Origin of the sequence: Diaminobutyricimonas aerilata (assembly GCF_002797715.1) — a bacterium.
Classification (GTDB): domain Bacteria; phylum Actinomycetota; class Actinomycetes; order Actinomycetales; family Microbacteriaceae; genus Diaminobutyricimonas; species Diaminobutyricimonas aerilata.
In genome coordinates this window covers 1,377,391-1,394,547 of record NZ_PGFF01000001.1, presented here as the reverse complement: position 1 = coordinate 1,394,547, position 17,157 = coordinate 1,377,391, and the positions used below count along the sequence as shown (strand labels likewise).

Here is a 17,157-nt window from a genome sequence, read left to right as displayed (position 1 = left end):
CAGCCTAATGATCCGCCGAGCCGTCGGCCTGGGCGAGGCGTGTCTCCTCGAGATCCAGCAGCGCCTGCGCCCGCCGGAGGATGCGGGAGGGATAGGCGCGACGAGAGCGCGCGTCGAGGAGCGCCTCGCGCTCCGCAGCGAGCACGTCGCGACGCAGAGCGCGGTAGCGCGAGTGCGGCGCCTCGACGTCGCCGTCATCGACGCGCGCCCGTTCCCACGCCGACTGGGCGCCGAGCAGCGTGTCGTGGCGCACGCGCTGCACGACCTCGTCGTCGGGATCCTCGTCGTCGAGGGTCGTCAGCCCCGCCTCGTTGATCTCGTCGAGCAGGGTCGCGAGCTCGCGGTTGTCCGCGGTCTCATCGCTCCCCCGCACTCCGCTACGCCGGATCACCCACGGCAGCGTCGACCCCTGCACGAGCAGGGTCGTGATGGCGACCGTGAAGGCGATGAGCACGAGCTGGGCACGGTCGGGCGTGTCGACGGGCAGCGATTGCGCGGCCGCGAGCGTGACCACCCCGCGCATGCCCGACCATCCGAGCACGAGACCGCCGCGCCAGCCGAGCCCCTCCGTGCGCAATTGGGCGAGGTCGTTCCCTCGGCGTTCGAACGCCGTCTCCGCCCGCTCGCGCCGGCGCTCCTGGCGGGGATCGAGCATCCGCAGCGATCGCCAGTATTCGAGCACGCGCTCGAAGCGCCGATGTCCGCGTTCCGCGCGCCGCATCGAGCGCCGCACCGCGAGCAGCAGCGGGGCGACGAAGAGGAAGCGCACGACCGCGAGCACGAGCGACAGCACGAGCCCGATGACGACTGCGAGCACGACCGAGGCCCGCGACTCGACGACCTCGGACACGATCGAGGTGATCTGCACGCCCATCACGAGGAACACGGCGTTCTCGAGCACGAATTGCACAGTGCGCCAGTTGAGCCGTTGCGCGATGCGGGCCTGCGCCGAGAAGTGCCTGGCCCCGTTGTGGCCCGTGTAGAGGCCCGCGACGACGACGGCGAGCACACCGGAGGCGTCGAGGTGCTCGGCCGGGAGATAGGCGAGGAACGGCACCGCGAACGAGATCGCGGTGTCGAGCACCGGGTCGGCGAGCCGGCGCCGCACCCACACGGTCGCGAAGCCGACGACGAACCCGATCGCGACGGCCACCGCGACCGCGTAGCCGAAGTCGCCCACGACGTCGAGCGCGTCCATCTCGACGTCGGTCGAGAGGGCTCCGACGGCGACCGCCGAGCGCAGCAGCACGAGCGCCGTCGCGTCGTTGACGAGGCCCTCCCCCTCGAGGATCGTCGTGAGGCGGGAGGGCAGCCCCAGTCGCTTGCCGATCGAGGTCGCAGCGACGACGTCGGTGGGGCTGATGACGGCGCCGAGCGCGATGGCCGAGGCGAGCCCGACTCCGGGCAGCAGCGCCGCGAGCACGAGCCCGGTGAGAACCGCGCTCACGACGACGAGCACGACCGACAGGGCCGAGATGGTGCCGAAGTCACGCCGGAAGTCGACGACGGGCAAGGTGATCGCCGAGGAGTACAGCAGGGGCGGCAACACCCCGGCGAGGATCCACTCGGGCGGCACCTCGACGTCGGGCACTCCGGGCAGCAGGCCGAAGGCGATGCCGACGACGGTCAGGATGAGCGGGGCGGCGACCCCGACCTTGGGCGCGAACGCCGACACGGCGACGATCGCCAGCAGTCCCAGGACGGCGACGAAGCCGATCTCCATGCCGGGGTGCTAGCCGCGTCGAGTCAGCCGCGTCGGCTCAGTACCAACCGCGAGCCTGAGAGTGACTCCAGGCGCCGCAGGGGGTGCCGTAGCGTCCCTGGATGTAGCCGAGGCCCCACGTGATCTGGGTGGCCGGGTTGGTCTGCCAGTCGGCGCCCGCGGAGGCCATCTTGCTGCCGGGAAGGGCCTGCGGGATGCCGTACGCACCGCTCGAACGGTTCTGGGCGTACACGTTCCAGCCGGATTCCTTCTTCCACAGCGCGACGAGGCACGAGTACTCGTCCTCGCCCCAGCCGCGGGCGAGGACCATCTCGTGCGCGATCGCCTGGGCGGTACCGGGGTCGGGGGTGCCGGCGGGCGGAGCGGAGCCGCCGCCCTTGCCCGGGGCGGCCTTCGCCGCCTCCGCGGCCGCCTTGGCTGCAGCCTCGGCGGCCTTCTTCGCGGCGAGCTCCTCGGGAGTGGTGGCCGTGAAACCGTCGCGCGCCACCGTGAGCGCGGCGCCGGCGGCGACCGTGACGGTCTGCGGCTCGTGGTCGACGACCGGGGCCATCGTGGTCTCGGTGCTCGCGTACGCGCCGGAGTACGGCTCGACGATGCTCACGAGCACGAAGGCGAGACTGGCTCCGAAGGCGAAGACGGGCAGCGACCACGCCGCCCGGGAGTGCCGTCGGTCGGACGCGCCCCGGCTCCGCAGATCGCGGGAGTCGGGCGCCAGAACGGTCGCGTGCCTACCCATATAACGTCAGTGTAACGGTCGCTGCGGCGAAAGCCGAGTCGATGCGGCCGCGCGTTCAGCGGACGGCGAGCATGACCTCGGTCACGCGGTCGAGCAGCAGATCGACCTGGGTCTCGTGGTATCCGCCTTTCCGGGGGCGGAATGCGATCGTGCGGACCTCGTCCACGCTCACCGGTTTGCCGTGCTGGAAGTACTGCACGAGCCGGTCGGTGAAGCGGTCGACGTCCGCCGGGTGGTAGCCGGTGGTGAAGACGCTGACCCGGCGGAAGCGGTGCCGCGCGGGCCGGTCGAGTCGGTCGAGGATCGTCTGCGCGGTGGCACGTGCCTGCGTGAACCACTGCTGGTCGCCCGCCTCCTGCAGCACCCGTTCGCGCTCACGCGCCGCGAACGCGTCCTCGAGCCGCTCGAGCGCCGCGTCGACGTGGCTCGGCGAGTAGCCGCCCTTGCGCATCGTGAAGGCGGTGTGGCGGATGCTCTCGGCCGTGAGCGTGACCTCGCTGCCGGCGGGGGCGGTGTAGGCGCGGCGTGCGTCCTCGAGGAACTCCTCGACCTGCTCGACGTCGTAGCCGAGCTGACGGGTGCGCGGGAACGTCGTACTCACGAGGCCATTCTGCCCGATGAGACGCCGCCGCCCACCGCGAGGGCCGCTCCGTGCCCGGCGATCACGTGCCGAAGACGAGGTAGAGCGCGTACGCCGCGGCCGCCGAGGGCAGCACCGAGTCGACGCGGTCGAGGAATCCGCCGTGCCCGGGCAGCCAGGTCGAGATGTCCTTGATGCCGAGGTCCCGCTTGATGAGCGACTCGACCAGATCGCCGAGGGTGGCGGTCACGACGAGCACGAGACCGAAGACGATCCCCGCCCACCACGGCACCCGGATCATGAACTCGGCGAGGAAGATGCCGATGACCACGGCCACCGCGATCGACCCGAGGAACCCCTCCCAGGTCTTCTTGGGGCTGATGCGGGGGGCGAGCGGATGACGGCCCCACAGCAGCCCGCTCGCGTATGCGGCCGTGTCGGACCCGATCACCACGATGAGGAATGCGAGCGTCCACCACTGGCCGCCCTCTTCGGCGGTCAGCAGCACGGTGATGGTGCCGAGGAAGGTCACGTAGGCCTGGATGAACACACCGCTCGCGATGTCTGCCCACAGCTCGCGGGCGCTCGCACGGTGGCTCGGCCGGGCGAGTTCCGCCACGCGCCAGAGGGTGACGAACGCCATGCCGCCGAGGCTCGCGAGCCAGTGACCCTCTGCGTGTCCGTAGAACGCCGCGGGCACGACGGCGACGCCCGCGAGCACCGTCGGCAACCGCGGCACGTCCCGGCCGGCGAAGCGGAGCGCGCTCGCGAGCTCGAACGACGTGAAGGCGACGAGAGCCGCCGCGAAGGGCATGTAGAACGCCTTCTCGACGATGAGGCTGAACAGCAGCGCGAAACCGAGCACGAGCCCGATCAGGATCGCGAGCGGGAGGTTCCGGCCCGTGCGGGCCTCGATCCGCTCCTCGATCGCGTCGAGCTGCGCCTTGCGTGCGCGCACCTGCGCCTCGAACTCGGCCACGGTGGCCTGCGCGCGCGCCTCGAACTCGGCTCGGGACCGGCCGCGCCTGCCCCGAGCGCGAGGCGCGTCATCCGGCGGAAGGGTCATCAGACCTCGAGCAGCTCGGTCTCTTTGCGCTTGAGCGCGTCGTCGATCGCGTCGATGTGGGTCTTGGTGATGGACTCGAGCTCCTTCTCGGCGCGAGCCACCTCATCGTCGCCCACCTCGCTCTTCAGCGCGTCGAGATCGGCCATCGCCTTGCGGCGGATGTTGCGCACCGACACCTTGGAGTCCTCGGCCTTGCCGCGCACGATCTTCACGTACTCCTTGCGGCGGTCCTCGGTGAGCTCCGGCATCGTCACGCGGATGATGTTGCCGTCGTTGGTCGGGCTCGCGCCGAGGTTCGGGAAGTTGACGATCGCGCGCTCGATCTCCTTGAGCGCCGTCTTGTCGTAGGGGGTGACCACGAGGGTGCGCGCTTCCGGGTTCTGCAGGCTCGCGAGCTGCGCGAGCGGCGTGGGCGTGCCGTAGTAGTCGACGAGGATGCGCTGGAACAGCTGGGGGTTCGCGCGGCCCGTGCGCACGGTCGAGAAGTCGTCCTTCGCGACATCCACGGCCTTGTTCATCTTGTCCTTGGCCTCGGCCAGTACATCGCTAATCACGCGTGACTCCTTCGTGTCGGATCGAGCTTAGCCGGGCTGCGGTCAGGCCTTGACGAGGGTGCCGATGCGGTCGCCCCGGATCGCCTTCTCGACGTTGCCGGCGGGTTCCATGCCGAAGACGACCATCGGCATGCCGTTGTCCATGCAGAGGCTGAATGCGGTCGAGTCGACCACCTTGAGGCCCTGCACGAGCGCCTCCTGGTAGGTGACCTCGTCGAGTTTCTGCGCGTCCGGGTCGAGGCGCGGATCGGCCGAGTACACGCCGTCGACGCCGTTCTTCGCGAGCAGCACCTCGTCGGCACCGATCTCGAGGGCGCGCTGGGCGGCGACCGTGTCGGTCGAGAAGTACGGCAGGCCCGCACCGGCGCCGAAGATGACGACGCGGCCCTTCTCGAGGTGGCGTTCCGCCCGGCGCGGGATGTAGGGCTCCGCGACCTGGGTCATGGCGATGGCCGACTGCACGCGCGTCGCGGCGCCCGCCTGCTCGAGGAAGTCCTGCAGGGCGAGCGAGTTCATGACCGTGCCGAGCATGCCCATGTAGTCCGCGCGCCCGCGGTCCATGCCGCGCTGGCTGAGCTCGGCGCCGCGGAAGAAGTTGCCCCCGCCGACGACGATCGCGATCTCGACCTCCTGGCTGGCCGCGGCGATCTCACGCGCGATGCCGGCGACGACATCCGGGTTCACACCCAGCTGGCCGGCGCCGAACGCCTCACCCGACAGCTTGAGCAGCACCCGTCGTCTGCGGTTCTCGGTCATCGCGTCTCCCGTTCGGTCGTGTTCATTATCCGGTGTGGTGCGGGCATGGAAAACGGGGCCCGGAACCAGTGGTCCCGAACCCCGTCATCCGCGGTCTTACGCGCCGACCTTGAAGCGGGCGAAGCCCGTCACGGTCAGGCCGGCGTCGGAGAGCACCTTGTTGATCGACAGCTTGTTGTCGCGAGCGTACTCCTGCTCGAGGAGGGCGACCTGCTTGAAGAAGGCGCCGAGGCGACCCTCGACGATCTTCGGGAGGGCGGCCTCGGGCTTGCCCTCGCCGCGGCTGATCTCCTCGACGATGCGACGCTCGTTCTCGACGGCCTCGGTGGGCACGTCTTCGCGCGACAGGTACTGCGGGTCGGCGAACGAGATGTGCTGCGCGATGCCGCGCGCGGTGTCGGCGTCGTCACCCGTGTAGGCGACGACGACGCCGACCTGCGGGGGCAGGTCCTTGCTCGTGCGGTGCAGGTACACGGCGAACTTCTCGCCGGTCACGACCGCGACGCGACGCAGTTCGATCTTCTCGCCGATGGTGGCGGCCTGGTCCTCGATGAGCTGGGCGACGGTCTGGCCGTCGACGGAGGCGGCGAGCGCCTCCTCGACGGTCGTGGCGCCCGCGGCGACGACCGCGTCGAGCACCTTGTCGCCGAGGCTCACGAACTTGTCGTTCTTCGCGACGAAGTCGGTCTCGCAGGCGAGCTCGATGAGCGTGGTGCTGCCCGAGCCCTCCTTGGCGGCGACGAGGCCCTCGCTCGTGGAGCGGTCGGCACGCTTGGCGTTGCCCTTGGCTCCCTTGAGACGGAGGATCTCGACGGCCTTCTCGATGTCGCCGTCGGCCTCGACCAGGGCGTTCTTGGTGTCGACCATTCCGGTGCCGAGACGCTCACGGAGCGCCTTGACGTCTGCCAGGCTGAAGTTGGCCATATTCCGTTGTCCTTACTTGGTGTCGTCGGTGGCGACGGGGGTCTTCTCGTCGTCGCTCGCGGCGGCCTCGATCTTCTCCTCGACCTCGGCCTGCGTCTCCGGTGCGTGCTCCGGCTCGGCGTCCGTGGTCGGCTCGGTCTCGGCGACGGCCGCGTCGGCGTCGTTCTCCTCGACGGTCGCGCCCACGCCCTCGGTCTGACCGGCCGGCACCTCGGCCGCGGGGGCCTCGGTCTCGGCGGCGGGAGCCTCGGTCGCGGGGGCACCCTGCTCGAGGAGCTCGCGCTCCCACTCGGCGAGGGGCTCGACGGCGGAGACGTTGCCCTCGGCCTCGGGCTTCTGGTGACGCTGGATGAGGCCCTCGGCGGCGGCGTCGGCGATGATGCGCGTCAGCAGCGTGACGGAGCGGATCGCGTCGTCGTTGCCCGGGATCGCGTACTGCAGCTCATCCGGGTCGGCGTTCGTGTCGAGGATCCCGATGATCGGGATGCCCAGCTTCGTGGCCTCGTCGACGGCGAGGTGCTCGCGCTTGGGGTCGACGATCCAGAGCGCGCTCGGGGTCTTGGTGAGGTTGCGGATACCACCGAGCGTCTTGTGGAGCTTGTCGAGCTCGCGGCGCTTGATGAGGAGCTCCTTCTTGGTGAAGCCCTTGGTGGTGTCGTCGAAGTCGATCTCCTCGAGCTCCTTCATGCGCGCGAGGCGCTTGGAGACGGTGGAGAAGTTGGTGAGCAGACCGCCGAGCCAGCGCTGGTTCACGAACGGCTGGCCGACGCGGGTCGCCTGCTCGGCGATGGCCTGCTGGGCCTGCTTCTTCGTGCCGACGAAGAGCACGGTGCCGCCGTGGGCGACCGTCTCGCGCACGAACTCGTAGGCGCGGTCGATGTAGGCCAGCGACTGCTGCAGGTCGATGATGTGGCTGCCGCTGCGCTCGGTCAGGATGAAGCGGCGCATCTTCGGGTTCCAGCGACGGGTCTGGTGTCCGAAATGCACGCCGCTGTCGAGCAGCTCGCGGATGGTGACGACGGCCATGGCCGTTCTCCTTCTTCCGGCGGGCATGGCCCGCCTGTGTTCTCAGTTGACTGCCGCGCCGGGTTCGGCGCGATCCCTGGTGCCCGGGCGCGCATCCGCCCACCTGCTGGTGGGACCGAAGGATGTGGAGGCCGTGCGATGGGCACGCGTAGTCACCCCGCTCACACGGGATGCGGGAACGAGTGTATCACCGACGGCCCGTCCGCCGGAGGGGTGTGGCGCGGGTGTCGCGGCGTACCCGACCGCGGACGGGCCCCGGCCGACGGCCCCGTTCTGCCACGATGGCGGCATGCTCGTTCGACCCGCCGTGCCCCGGAATGACGACGCGCTCGCGGAGCGCCTGCTGGCGGTTCAGCATGCGGCGTACCGGGTGGAGGCGGAGCTCATCGGTTCGAACGCGATCCCCGCGCTGCACGAGGACGTGCGGGCGCTGCAGTCGGCGCCCCTCTCCTGGCTCGTGGCCGTCGAGCCCGCTGTCGGCGCCGCGGCCGGTGCGATGGCGGGTGACGTACCCGGTGAGGTGGCGGGTGCCGTCGCGTGGTCGGTCGGGGACGACGGGTGGGACATCGACCGCCTCGTCGTGGACCCCGCCTTCTTCCGGCGCGGGGTGGGGCGGGCCCTCGTCTCAGCGGTGCTCGAGCGGGCGGGCGACGGGCCCGTGACCGTGATGACCGGGCGCGACAACGCGCCCGCGCGTGCCCTCTACGACTCGCTCGGGTTCCGCCACCTCGGCGACGTGGAGGTCGAACCGGGGGTCCACCTCGCCCGGTTCGCGCGTCGCTGACGCCGCCGCACCCGCCGCTCCTCCCCACCGGCGCCCCACCCGCGCCATTGCGCTGATCCCGGGGCCCGGCCCCCGCGGGTGACGGGACGCGACGAGGCTCACGGCATGCGGATCCGAACGTGGGAGCGGAGACTCGGGCAGGGTCCCCCGGCTCGGCGGCGGGCGTCAGCCGCGATGGTGGTGGCCGCAACCGTGCTGGTGCTCGGGGCGGGCGCCTTCGACCCTGCGTCCGCGGTGGCGGATGCGGTGCAGCGGTGGCATGGGTCGGCCACCGCGGTCGCGACGGGCGGCGCGGGTGCTCCCGGCACGACGGACCCGGCGGACGACGTCGGTCCCCCGCCGGGTGCCACGGCGTGGCGGTGGCCCGTGGCGCCGCGGCTCGTGCGGCCGTATCTCGCTCCCCCGACGCCGTACGCCGCCGGCCACCGGGGCATCGACCTGGCGGCATCCCCCGGCGACGAGGTGCGAGCGGTCGCAGACGGCGTCGTGCACTTCGCCGGCGTGGTCGTCGACCGTCCCGTGGTCTCGGTCCGGCACGCCGGCGACGTGCTCAGCAGCGTCGAGGCGGTCGAGTCGCCGCTCGCGCGGGGTGATCCGGTGGCGGCGGGCGACGTGATCGGCATCGTCGCCTCCGGAGGGCACTGCGACGGCGGCTGCGTGCATCTCGGCGCGCGGGTCGGCGGCGAGTACGTGTCACCGATGCTGTTCCTCGGCGGGATCCCGCGCGCCGTGCTGCTCCCGACGCGTCGGGGGTGAACACGATGATCGAGCCCGCGGTTCGAGGCGCTGCGGTTCCGGCCGGGTCAGGCCCGTGGGTGCGCGGTGCGGTAGGCGGCGACGAGCCGTTCCGACGAGACGTGCGTGTAGATCTGGGTCGTGCCGAGGTCGGAGTGGCCGAGCATCTCCTGCACGACCCGCAGGTCCGCTCCCCCGTCGAGGAGGTGCGTGGCCGCGGTGTGCCGCAGTGCGTGCGGACCGGCCGGACCCGAGCCGGGCACGTCGGCGAGCAGTCCCGCGATGACGCCGTAGACGGTGCGACTGCCGACGCGTGCGCCGCGGGCACCGAGGAACAGCGCCGCCGTCTCGCGCGCCGCGGCGGCCGCGGTGGCCCGAGCGCGGGCCAGCAGCACGGGCCGGCCGCGCTCGAGGTAGGCGTCGAGGGCGCGCGCCGCGGGCACGCCGTACGGCACGACACGTTCCTTCGAGCCCTTGCCGAGCACGCGCACGGTGAGGCGTCCGCGATCCAGGTTCTGCAGGTCGACCCCGACGAGTTCGCTGACACGGAGGGCCGAGGCGTAGAGCAGCTCGACGATCGCGAGGTCGCGCAGGGCGACCGGATCGTCGCCGGCGGCGCGGGCCGCGAGGCTCTCGAGCAGGCCGTCCATGTCGTGCCGGGTGAGCACCCGGGGCAGGTGCCGGTCGGGTGTCGGCGACTTCAGGCGCGCGCCGACGTCGTGCGGGATGCGGCCGGTGCGCGCACTCCACGCGGTGAACGATCGCGCGGCCGTGGCCCGCCGGGCGAGGGTCGCCTTGGCCCGTCCGGCTTGCGCCGTCTCCCACAGCCAGTCGCGCAGCAGCTCGAGATCGAGATCGCCGGGCGAGTCGACCCCGCGCGTCCGGGCGAATGCGACGAGATCGGCGAGGTCGTTGCCGTACGCGCGTGCGGTGTGCTCGCTGAGGCCGCGCTCGTCGTCGAGGTGGGCGAGGTAGGTCGCGACGGTCTCGTCCAGTCCGCCCCCCGACACTCAGGCCCCCGCGTCGTCGAGGGCGCGCAGCAGCCGGTCGAAGGTCGACTCCTTGCTCGACAGCAGCTCGAGCCGCAGTTCCGGGTCGAGCTTCGAGATGCGGTCGATGAGGTCCGCCGGGCGCGACGCGACCTCGGGGAAGCGCGCGAGCGGCGCGACGGTGTGCACGATGCGGTCGTCGTAGACGTGCACGAGGTCGATCGACTGCCCGCCGTCGACGCCCGAGAGCAGGCGGTCCGGCTCCAGGAACGTCATCGTGTAACACGTGGCGGCCGCCACGGAGACCGGCACCCCGGCGAACGTGCTGTGCGTGGAGTAGTGCAGATGCCCGCCGAGGATGCCGCGCACGTCCGTGCCTTCGACCACCTCGGCCAGCTTGTGCTGATCGCGCAGTTCGAGCGCGTCGTGGAAGTCGATGGGGCTCGGGACGGGCGGGTGGTGCAGGGCCAGGAGCGTGCCGCGCGGTGCCGGTGCGGCGAGTTCGCGGCGGAGCCAGTCGAGCTGGGCGTCGGTCAGCTCGCCGTGGTGGTAGCCCGGCACGGTGGAGTCGAGCGCGATGATCCGCAGTCCGTGGACGTCGTGGACCCGGTCCTGCGGCCGGGCGGCGTTCTCGCCGGCATTCTCGACGGACTCGCCGTAGAGGGCCGCCGCGAACGGCGCCCGCTCGTCGTGGTTGCCCATGACCCAGATGACCTCGGCCCCGAGTCGCGCGGCGACCGGTTCGACCGCGTCTCGCAGGATGTCGTAGGCGCCCGGTTCGCCCAGGTCGGTCAGGTCGCCCGTGAAGACGAGGGCGTCGAAGTCGATCCCCGAGCCGGCGAGCCGCTCCATCGCGAGATGCAGGTTCGCCACCGTGTCGATGGATCCGTTGAGCGGAACGCCGCCGGTCAGCAGGTGCGTGTCGCTGATGTGGGCGATGACCAGGTCCGCCGCCGGGTGTTGTCCCCATCGTGCCTTCGTCGCCATGTCGCCCTCCCCGGATCCCCCGATGTGCCCCAGCATAGGTCGGACCTCCGACCCCGCCGGGGATCGACGGGCACTCGGCGCCACCCCGTCGACCCGGTCGACCGGTGGAGCTCAGAGGCTCTCCGCGATGCCCTTGATCGCGGTGAGCCGGCGATCCCATTCGGCGCCGATGACCTCGAGTCGACGTGCCGTCGCGTTCAGCTGCGATCCGAGAACCCGGTAGCGCACCTCGCGACCGACGCGCACCGGTTCGACGAGACCGACGTCGTGCAGCACGGCGAGATGCTTCGCGATGGCCTGGCGGGTGACCGGCAGACGGCCGGCGAGGGCGGACGCGGACGCCTCGCCCTCGCCGAGCGCCTCGAGGATGCTCCAGCGCGTCTCGTCGCCGAGGGCGGCGAACACGGGGACGAGGGTGTCGACGGTCATGATCCGGTCTCCATCAGGGCGACGAGCTTGTCGAGTTCGCCGTCCCAGCCGCCGCGGTGACTCTCGAGGTTCGCGGCCGGGTCGGAGGTGCGCTCGAACCCGGTCTCGACGACCGTCAGGCGCGTGCCGTCGGCCTCCGGCTCGAGGGTGAAGGTGAAGACGGTCGAGGTGGCGTCGTCGACCTCGTCGGGGGTGACTCCGAGCGCATCGTCGTTGCTCCAGCGGTACGACACCATCCGCGGTGCCTCCATCGCCTCGATGCGCAGCGGTACGGAGCCGCGGTCCCAGGTGAGGGTGCCGCGCGTCCCGACGCCGGTGCCGTCGAACTCGGCGCGCCCGAACCACCGGGAGATGTGCTCCGGTTCGGTGACCGCCGACCACACCTTCTCGACGGGAGCGGCGATCCGGATGGTGCGGCGCACGGTGAACGCCTGCTCGTCGACGATCGACGGCTCGTTGCTGGTCATGGTCATGATGATGGTTCCTTCCACTCGAGATAGCAACTAGAGGGTTGCGGCAGGTTGCGGCGCGGATGCGAGCGGGGCGGGGCGCAAGCGCCCGGTCGCCCATGCGACAGCGACCGCGATCGCGGCGGCGACGATGCCGGTGACGGCGGTCGCGGGCACTCCCCCGGCCTCGATCGCGACTCCGCCGGCGAACGAGCCCAGCGCGATCCCCGCGTTGACCGCCGATGCGGGGAGGGAGGCGGCGAGCGGCGCGCCGGGCCCTGCGAGGGCGGTCACGCGGTGCTGCATCGCGGGCGCCATGCCCATCCCGAACACCCCGATGCCGATGATCGCCAGCGCGGCGGCCACGGGATCGGCACCGAAGACCGCCAACGCGAGCAGGGATCCGGTGAGCCCGATCGTGCCGACGACGAGGGTGCGCCGCGCATCCGTGTCGGCGAACCGGCCTCCGCCGAGCGAGCCGGTCGTCGTCGCGACACCGTAGGCGAGCAGGAACACGGTGACCGCGGCACCGCTGACGCCGGTCACCTCGCCGAGGAAGGGCACGACGTAGGTGAGCACGGACTGGATCGCCACGAAGATGAGGCAGCACAGAGCGAGCAGGGCGAGGACGCGCGGAGCGAAGGCGTGTCGAGCCTGCCCGAGCGCGGCACTCCCCGGCGGGGTCGGCACCGAGGGCAGCACGGCGAACGCGACCGCGAGCAGCACGGCGGACACCGCGACCACGGCCACGAAGGATCCGCGCCAGCCGACCGCGTGCCCGAGCAGGGTGCCGACGGGCACTCCGAGGGCGCTCGCGGTGGCGAATCCGCCGATCACGAGGGACATCGCGCGCCCCGCCCGCTCGGGCGGCACGACGGAGGTCGCGGTCACCATGGCCGCGGCGATGAAGAGACCCTGCGCCGCGCCGACGACGACCCGCGCCGCGATGAAGACCGGATAGTCCGCCGCCAGCGCGGGGAGCGCGTTGCCGAGGACGAACACGATCGTGGCCGCCAGCAGTACGGTGCGCCGGTCGAACCGGGTGGTGACGAAGGCGAGCACCGGACCGCCGATCGCGAGGCCGAGCGCGTTCGCGGTGACGAGCGCCCCGGCCTCCGGTACGGAGACCCGCAGATCCACCGAGATCAGATCGAGCAGCCCCACGACGAGCATCTCCGCGCACCCCATCACGAACGCGCCGGTGAACAGCACGGCGAGGACGAGACGGGCCCTGGCGCTCTCGGTACGGACGGACATCGCGACTCCCCAAACTGCAACCCCTTAGCTGCATATCCACCATGGCACGGCGCGAGAATGACTGCAACCATTGGTTTGCAGTTTGATCTCCCCCTTGACCTCAAGTCGAGGTGAGGTTCTACGGTCGGATCGGGATGCCGCACGTCAGTCGGCACGCGGAGGACGCCCGTCCTCGGCGATCCCGAACGCTCGGAGGAGCACATGACGATCGCCGATGAGTCCCCCGTGCACGCCCCGCTCCACGAGCCGTTCCCGGGGTTGCTCGCGACCCCTGCATCGCGACTGCCGTACCAGCACGATGTGCTGCTGCGCTCGTACCTGCTCGAGCGTCCCCACGGGAACGTGGTCGTGTACAACTCGCCTGGCGTGACCGAGTCGGCCGCCGCGATCCGGGCCCTCGGCGCGCCCGCCCGGCTGCTCATCAATCACGAGCACGAGGCGATGTACGGGCCGCCGGCGCTCGACGTGGCCGTGTGGGTGCACGCCGAGGACCGTTCGGCGGTGGGCCGATCGCTCGAGGTGGCGGGGGTCTTCGACCGCCGGACGAGGATCGACGACGACCTCGAGGTCATCCCCACCCCGGGCCACACCGCCGGGACCACCTCGTATCTGTGGGACGACGGCACGCACCGCTTCCTGTTCACCGGCGACTTCATCTGGATCGAGGACGGCGAGTGGAAGGCCGTCGTGCTCGACCCAAGGCTGCGGCGGGACTACCTCGACAGCCTCGCGCTCGTCCGCGACCTCGAGTTCGACGTGCTCGTGCCGTGGGGTGTCACGGAGGGCGATGCTCCCATCGCGCTCGTGCCGGACCGCTCGGAGGTACGCGCGCGGATCGACGCGATCATCGACCGCGTCCGCGCAGGCGCAGACCGCTGAACGTCACGCCGCTGCAGGGGACGCCGCTCCATGGCACGCCGCTGAACGCCACGCCGACCGGTCGACGCGCCTGATCGCTCGGCGGACGTCACCGCGCGGCGGCCGGGGTGCGCCGCTTGACCCACCCCGCGGCGGACGCGGTGACCGCGCCGTCGAGCTCGAGCATCCCGAGGGTCGCGCGGGCGGCGGCCGGCGACAGCCCCGCCCGCGCCGCCACGTCGCCACTGTCGCGCGGGGCGCGGGTCGAGAGCGCGTCGAGCACGCGGATCGCGTCGGGCGGGAGCCCGCGTGCCGCGGGATGCCGACCGTCCGCGCCGACGGGCTCCCCGAGACCGTCACCTCGCCGGTGCTCGCGGTCGTCGCGGGGCGCGAGTTCGGCCATCTCGTCCGGTGTCGTCACGAGGGTGGCGCCGAATTCGCGCACGAGCCGGTGGCACCCGGCGGAGGCGGAGGAGGTGACGGGGCCGGGCACGGCGCCGAGCGGTCGCCCGAGCGCCGAGGCGTGGGCGGCCGTGTTGAGCGACCCGGAGCGCCAGCCGGCCTCGAGTACGACGGTCGCGGCGCTCATCGCGGCGATGACGCGGTTGCGCTGCAGGAATCTCCATTTGGTGGGCGGCGTGCCGCACGGCACCTCGGAGACGACCGCACCGTGCTCCACGATGCGGGTCAGCAGGGCCTCGTGCCCGGACGGGTAGAACCGGTCGAGCCCGCCGGCCAGCACGGCGATCGTGACGCCGTCGCTCGCGAGCGCCGCGCGGTGGGCCATGCCGTCGATGCCGTACGCCGCGCCGGAGACGATCGCGTACCCGCGGTCGACCAGTCCGCTCGAGGCCTCCATGGTGACATGCTCGCCGTACCCGGTCGCGGCCCGCGCGCCGACGAGGGCGACGCCGCCGGTCGCCTGCGTGAGCAGTGCGGGATCGCCCCGCACCCACAGGGCGATCGGGGCGTGCGCGCCGAGATCGTCGACCCCAATCGGCCACTCGGGGTCGCCGGGCACGACGAGTCGCACACCGAAGCGCCGCGCCTGCTGCAACGCGATCACCGCGAGGCCGGACGCGAGGCGCGGGGCCCAGCGCGCCATCCCCTCCGCGAGCTCCTCACTCCCGAGCTCGCCGCCGGCGTCCGCGACGGATGCGGCGAATTCGACCGGTTGCGCGCGGGCGATGAGGGCCTCGAGGGCGCCGGCCGCGCCGAGTGCCGCGACGAGCGCGCCGGCGACCCGGTCGCCGGGCTCGCTGATCCCCGTCCACGCGGCGCGGGCGAACCGCTGCCGGGTCTCGTCGCGGTCGAGGTCGCCTCGCGTGAGTTCGCGCACGAGCGGCGCGACGGTCGCCTCGGTGAGTCCGAAGAACGTCATGTCGACATGGCCTTTCTGAGATAGAGCGCCCGGCCGAGGTGGTCGGCGTCGGGTCGGATGCGGTCGTCGAGGTCCGCGAGGGTCCAGGCGAGTCGCAGCACCCGGTCGTAGCCGCGCATGGTGATGCCGCCGCGCTCGAGCGCGCGGTCGAGACCGGCGGTCGTCGCGGGCGGCAGGCGTCGTTCGGGCGAGCGGAGCGTGGCGCCGGGCACGTCGGCGTTGAGCCGCCACGGCGTGCCGGCCCAGCGCTCGCGGGCGCGTTCGCGGGCCGCCTGCACCGCCTCCCGCGCCCGTGCGGTCGTGCGGGTGGGGGTCTCGGCGCCCATCCGGAGCATGGCCGCGGTGATGCGGTTGACCCGCAACTGGATGTCGATCCTGTCGAGCAGGGGACCGGAGATCCGGGCGAGGTACCGGCGCCGGGCGGCGGGCGGACACGTGCATTCCGCGTCGCGGGCGCCGTACTGCCCGCACGGGCACGGGTTGGCCGCGAGCACGAGCTGGAACCGGCCGGGGAAGCGGGCGACCGCCCGAGCCCGGTGGATCGTGATGGAACCGGATTCGAGGGGCTGCCGCAACGCGTCGAGCACCGCGGCGGGGAACTCCGGCGCCTCGTCGAGGAAGAGCACCCCGTGCGAGGCACGGGCGGCGGCGCCCGGGCGGATCCACCCGCTGCCGCCGCCGATGAGCGCGGCCGCGGTCGCGGTGTGGTGGGGGCTCTCCCACGGGGGTCGCCGGGAGAGCCGCGCGGCGACAGGCAGTCCGCTCAGTGAGCGCAGGGAGCTCACCTCGAGCGCCGCGTCGGCGTCCAGGTCGGGCAGCAATCCCGGGAGCCGCGCGGCGAGCATGGTCTTGCCGGCGCCCGGCGGGCCGAGCAGGAAGACGTGGTGTCCTCCCGCGGCGGCGGCCACGAGCGCCTCGACGGCGTCGTCGTTGCCTACGACGTCCGCCAGATCGAGTTCGTCGGGCGCCTCGTCGGCGAGGGCGGGCGCGGGGATGGCGTCGACCGGTTCGGGGTCGAACTCTCCCCCGTGCCAGATGGCCGCGTCGCGGAGTGAGGCGACTCCGACGACGCGGGCCCCGGGCACGAGCTCCGCCTCGGCGACGTTTCCGGCGGGCACCATGATCGTCGAGTGGCCCGCGCGCACGGCTCCGAGGACGGCGGGGAGCACCCCGACGACGGGTCGGAGGCGCCCGTCGAGACCCAGCTCCCCGAGATGCACGACCCGGTCGACGGATTCCGCCCGCACGTCCCCGGCGGCGGCGAGGGCCGCGAGCGCGATCGCGAGGTCGAACACGGAGCCGTGCTTCGGCAGCGACGCCGGCGAGAGGTTGACGGTGAGCTTGCGCGGCGCGAGCGGACACCCCGAGTTAGCGGCCGCGGCCCGCACACGGTGCTGCGCCTCGGAGAGGGAGCTGTCGGGGAGCCCGATGAGCACGAAGCCGGGGAGCGTGTTCGACAGATCCGCCTCGACCTCGACGACGGCACCGTCGAGGCCTAGCAGGGCGACGGCGCGGGTGCGGGCAACGGTCATCAGTAGACGCCCGGCAGGTGGTCGATCGTGGCCTCGCCGCGCGCGGGCGCCACGACGCCGACGGCGTCGATGCGTCGCCGCGGTGCACGCACGCCGTGCGCGTCGCACCAGGCCGCGGCGAGGCGGCGCAGCCGCGCGAGTTTCAGCGCGGTGATGGCCTCGAGCGGATGCCCGAACGCGAGTCCCGCGCGGGTCTTGACCTCGACGAAGACGAGCTCGTCGCCGTCGCGCGCGACGATGTCGACCTCGCCCTGGGCACACCGCCAGTTGCGGTCGAGGATCTCCAGTCCCGCGCCCGCGAGGTAGCGCGTCGCGAGCTCCTCACCCCGTCGCCCGAGCTCGTCTTTCGCTGCCATGCGTCGAGCCTGCACGGCGCATCGTCCGCGCGGAG

Annotated in this window: 19 protein-coding genes; 3 read left to right on the top strand and 16 right to left on the bottom strand. The window is 72.3% G+C overall.

Features of this window, described 5'->3' with window-relative positions; translation table 11 throughout:
• Nucleotides 1–4: 4 nt before the first annotated feature.
• The 8 genes from CLV46_RS06690 to rpsB all read right to left on the bottom strand — a co-directional run bounded on the left by CLV46_RS06690 (nucleotide 5) and on the right by rpsB (nucleotide 7,365).
• Nucleotides 5–1,723 carry a cation:proton antiporter gene (locus CLV46_RS06690; protein WP_100364055.1) on the bottom strand — a complete coding sequence of 573 codons (1,719 nt, stop codon included), beginning with the start codon at nucleotides 1,721–1,723 and terminating at the stop codon, nucleotides 5–7.
• A gap of 37 nt (nucleotides 1,724–1,760) precedes the next feature.
• Entirely contained in the window at nucleotides 1,761–2,459 is a 699-nt protein-coding gene (locus tag CLV46_RS06685) for an aggregation-promoting factor C-terminal-like domain-containing protein (RefSeq protein WP_100364054.1), read from the bottom strand.
• 55 nt (nucleotides 2,460–2,514) lie between these two features.
• The gene (locus tag CLV46_RS06680) at nucleotides 2,515–3,060 is read right to left on the bottom strand and encodes a DivIVA domain-containing protein (protein WP_100364053.1); all 546 of its coding nucleotides are present in this window, start codon (nucleotides 3,058–3,060) and stop codon (nucleotides 2,515–2,517) included.
• A 61-nt stretch (nucleotides 3,061–3,121) separates the two neighbouring features.
• On the bottom strand, nucleotides 3,122–4,018 hold the full coding sequence (locus CLV46_RS06675; protein ID WP_245866598.1) for a phosphatidate cytidylyltransferase: 897 nt from the start codon (nucleotides 4,016–4,018) through the stop codon (nucleotides 3,122–3,124).
• Nucleotides 4,019–4,104: 86 nt separating this feature from the next.
• A complete protein-coding gene (gene frr / locus CLV46_RS06670; protein WP_100364051.1) occupies nucleotides 4,105–4,659 on the bottom strand; it encodes a ribosome recycling factor in 555 nt (184 codons plus the stop codon).
• 42 nt (nucleotides 4,660–4,701) lie between these two features.
• On the bottom strand, nucleotides 4,702–5,415 hold the full coding sequence (gene pyrH, locus CLV46_RS06665) for a UMP kinase (RefSeq protein ID WP_100364050.1): 714 nt from the start codon (nucleotides 5,413–5,415) through the stop codon (nucleotides 4,702–4,704).
• Between the two features lie 96 nt (nucleotides 5,416–5,511).
• The gene (gene tsf, locus CLV46_RS06660; protein ID WP_100364049.1) at nucleotides 5,512–6,339 is read right to left on the bottom strand and encodes a translation elongation factor Ts; all 828 of its coding nucleotides are present in this window, start codon (nucleotides 6,337–6,339) and stop codon (nucleotides 5,512–5,514) included.
• A gap of 12 nt (nucleotides 6,340–6,351) precedes the next feature.
• Nucleotides 6,352–7,365, bottom strand: a complete 1,014-nt coding sequence (gene rpsB, locus CLV46_RS06655) for a 30S ribosomal protein S2 (protein ID WP_100364048.1) — start codon at nucleotides 7,363–7,365, stop codon at nucleotides 6,352–6,354.
• Nucleotides 7,366–7,654: 289 nt separating this feature from the next.
• Between rpsB and CLV46_RS06650 the strand changes: the two genes are divergently transcribed.
• Both CLV46_RS06650 and CLV46_RS06645 read left to right on the top strand, forming a co-directional pair.
• A complete protein-coding gene (locus CLV46_RS06650; RefSeq protein ID WP_100364047.1) occupies nucleotides 7,655–8,149 on the top strand; it encodes a GNAT family N-acetyltransferase in 495 nt (164 codons plus the stop codon).
• 105 nt (nucleotides 8,150–8,254) lie between these two features.
• A complete protein-coding gene (locus CLV46_RS06645) occupies nucleotides 8,255–8,905 on the top strand; it encodes a M23 family metallopeptidase (protein ID WP_245866596.1) in 651 nt (216 codons plus the stop codon).
• A 47-nt stretch (nucleotides 8,906–8,952) separates the two neighbouring features.
• Here the strand turns inward: CLV46_RS06645 and CLV46_RS06640 are convergent, their stop codons facing one another.
• The 5 genes from CLV46_RS06640 to CLV46_RS06620 all read right to left on the bottom strand — a co-directional run bounded on the left by CLV46_RS06640 (nucleotide 8,953) and on the right by CLV46_RS06620 (nucleotide 12,995).
• On the bottom strand, nucleotides 8,953–9,894 hold the full coding sequence (locus tag CLV46_RS06640; protein ID WP_245866594.1) for a tyrosine-type recombinase/integrase: 942 nt from the start codon (nucleotides 9,892–9,894) through the stop codon (nucleotides 8,953–8,955).
• Nucleotides 9,895–10,860 carry a phosphodiesterase gene (locus CLV46_RS06635; RefSeq protein WP_100365935.1) on the bottom strand — a complete coding sequence of 322 codons (966 nt, stop codon included), beginning with the start codon at nucleotides 10,858–10,860 and terminating at the stop codon, nucleotides 9,895–9,897.
• A 111-nt stretch (nucleotides 10,861–10,971) separates the two neighbouring features.
• Nucleotides 10,972–11,289: an ArsR/SmtB family transcription factor gene (locus CLV46_RS06630; RefSeq protein WP_100364045.1), complete on the bottom strand. Its 318-nt coding sequence runs from the start codon at nucleotides 11,287–11,289 to the stop codon at nucleotides 10,972–10,974.
• Nucleotides 11,286–11,762 (bottom strand): SRPBCC domain-containing protein, encoded by a 477-nt coding sequence (locus CLV46_RS06625; RefSeq protein ID WP_100364044.1) that lies wholly within the window; start codon nucleotides 11,760–11,762, stop codon nucleotides 11,286–11,288. The genes CLV46_RS06630 and CLV46_RS06625 overlap by 4 nt, the downstream gene beginning before the upstream one ends.
• A gap of 30 nt (nucleotides 11,763–11,792) precedes the next feature.
• On the bottom strand, nucleotides 11,793–12,995 hold the full coding sequence (locus CLV46_RS06620; protein ID WP_100364043.1) for an MFS transporter: 1,203 nt from the start codon (nucleotides 12,993–12,995) through the stop codon (nucleotides 11,793–11,795).
• A 201-nt stretch (nucleotides 12,996–13,196) separates the two neighbouring features.
• Between CLV46_RS06620 and CLV46_RS06615 the strand changes: the two genes are divergently transcribed.
• Nucleotides 13,197–13,874, top strand: a complete 678-nt coding sequence (locus tag CLV46_RS06615) for an MBL fold metallo-hydrolase (RefSeq protein ID WP_170028540.1) — start codon at nucleotides 13,197–13,199, stop codon at nucleotides 13,872–13,874.
• A gap of 88 nt (nucleotides 13,875–13,962) precedes the next feature.
• Here CLV46_RS06615 and dprA read toward each other — a convergent pair whose 3' ends face one another.
• From dprA to CLV46_RS06600, 3 genes are read right to left on the bottom strand one after another with little or no spacing between them, the layout of a single operon-like run.
• A complete protein-coding gene (gene dprA, locus CLV46_RS06610; protein WP_100364042.1) occupies nucleotides 13,963–15,234 on the bottom strand; it encodes a DNA-processing protein DprA in 1,272 nt (423 codons plus the stop codon).
• Nucleotides 15,231–16,766, bottom strand: a complete 1,536-nt coding sequence (locus CLV46_RS06605) for a YifB family Mg chelatase-like AAA ATPase (protein WP_100364041.1) — start codon at nucleotides 16,764–16,766, stop codon at nucleotides 15,231–15,233. The genes dprA and CLV46_RS06605 overlap by 4 nt, the downstream gene beginning before the upstream one ends.
• Nucleotides 16,766–17,122, bottom strand: a complete 357-nt coding sequence (locus tag CLV46_RS06600; RefSeq protein WP_100364040.1) for a YraN family protein — start codon at nucleotides 17,120–17,122, stop codon at nucleotides 16,766–16,768. The genes CLV46_RS06605 and CLV46_RS06600 overlap by 1 nt, the downstream gene beginning before the upstream one ends.
• Nucleotides 17,123–17,157 lie beyond the last annotated feature (35 nt).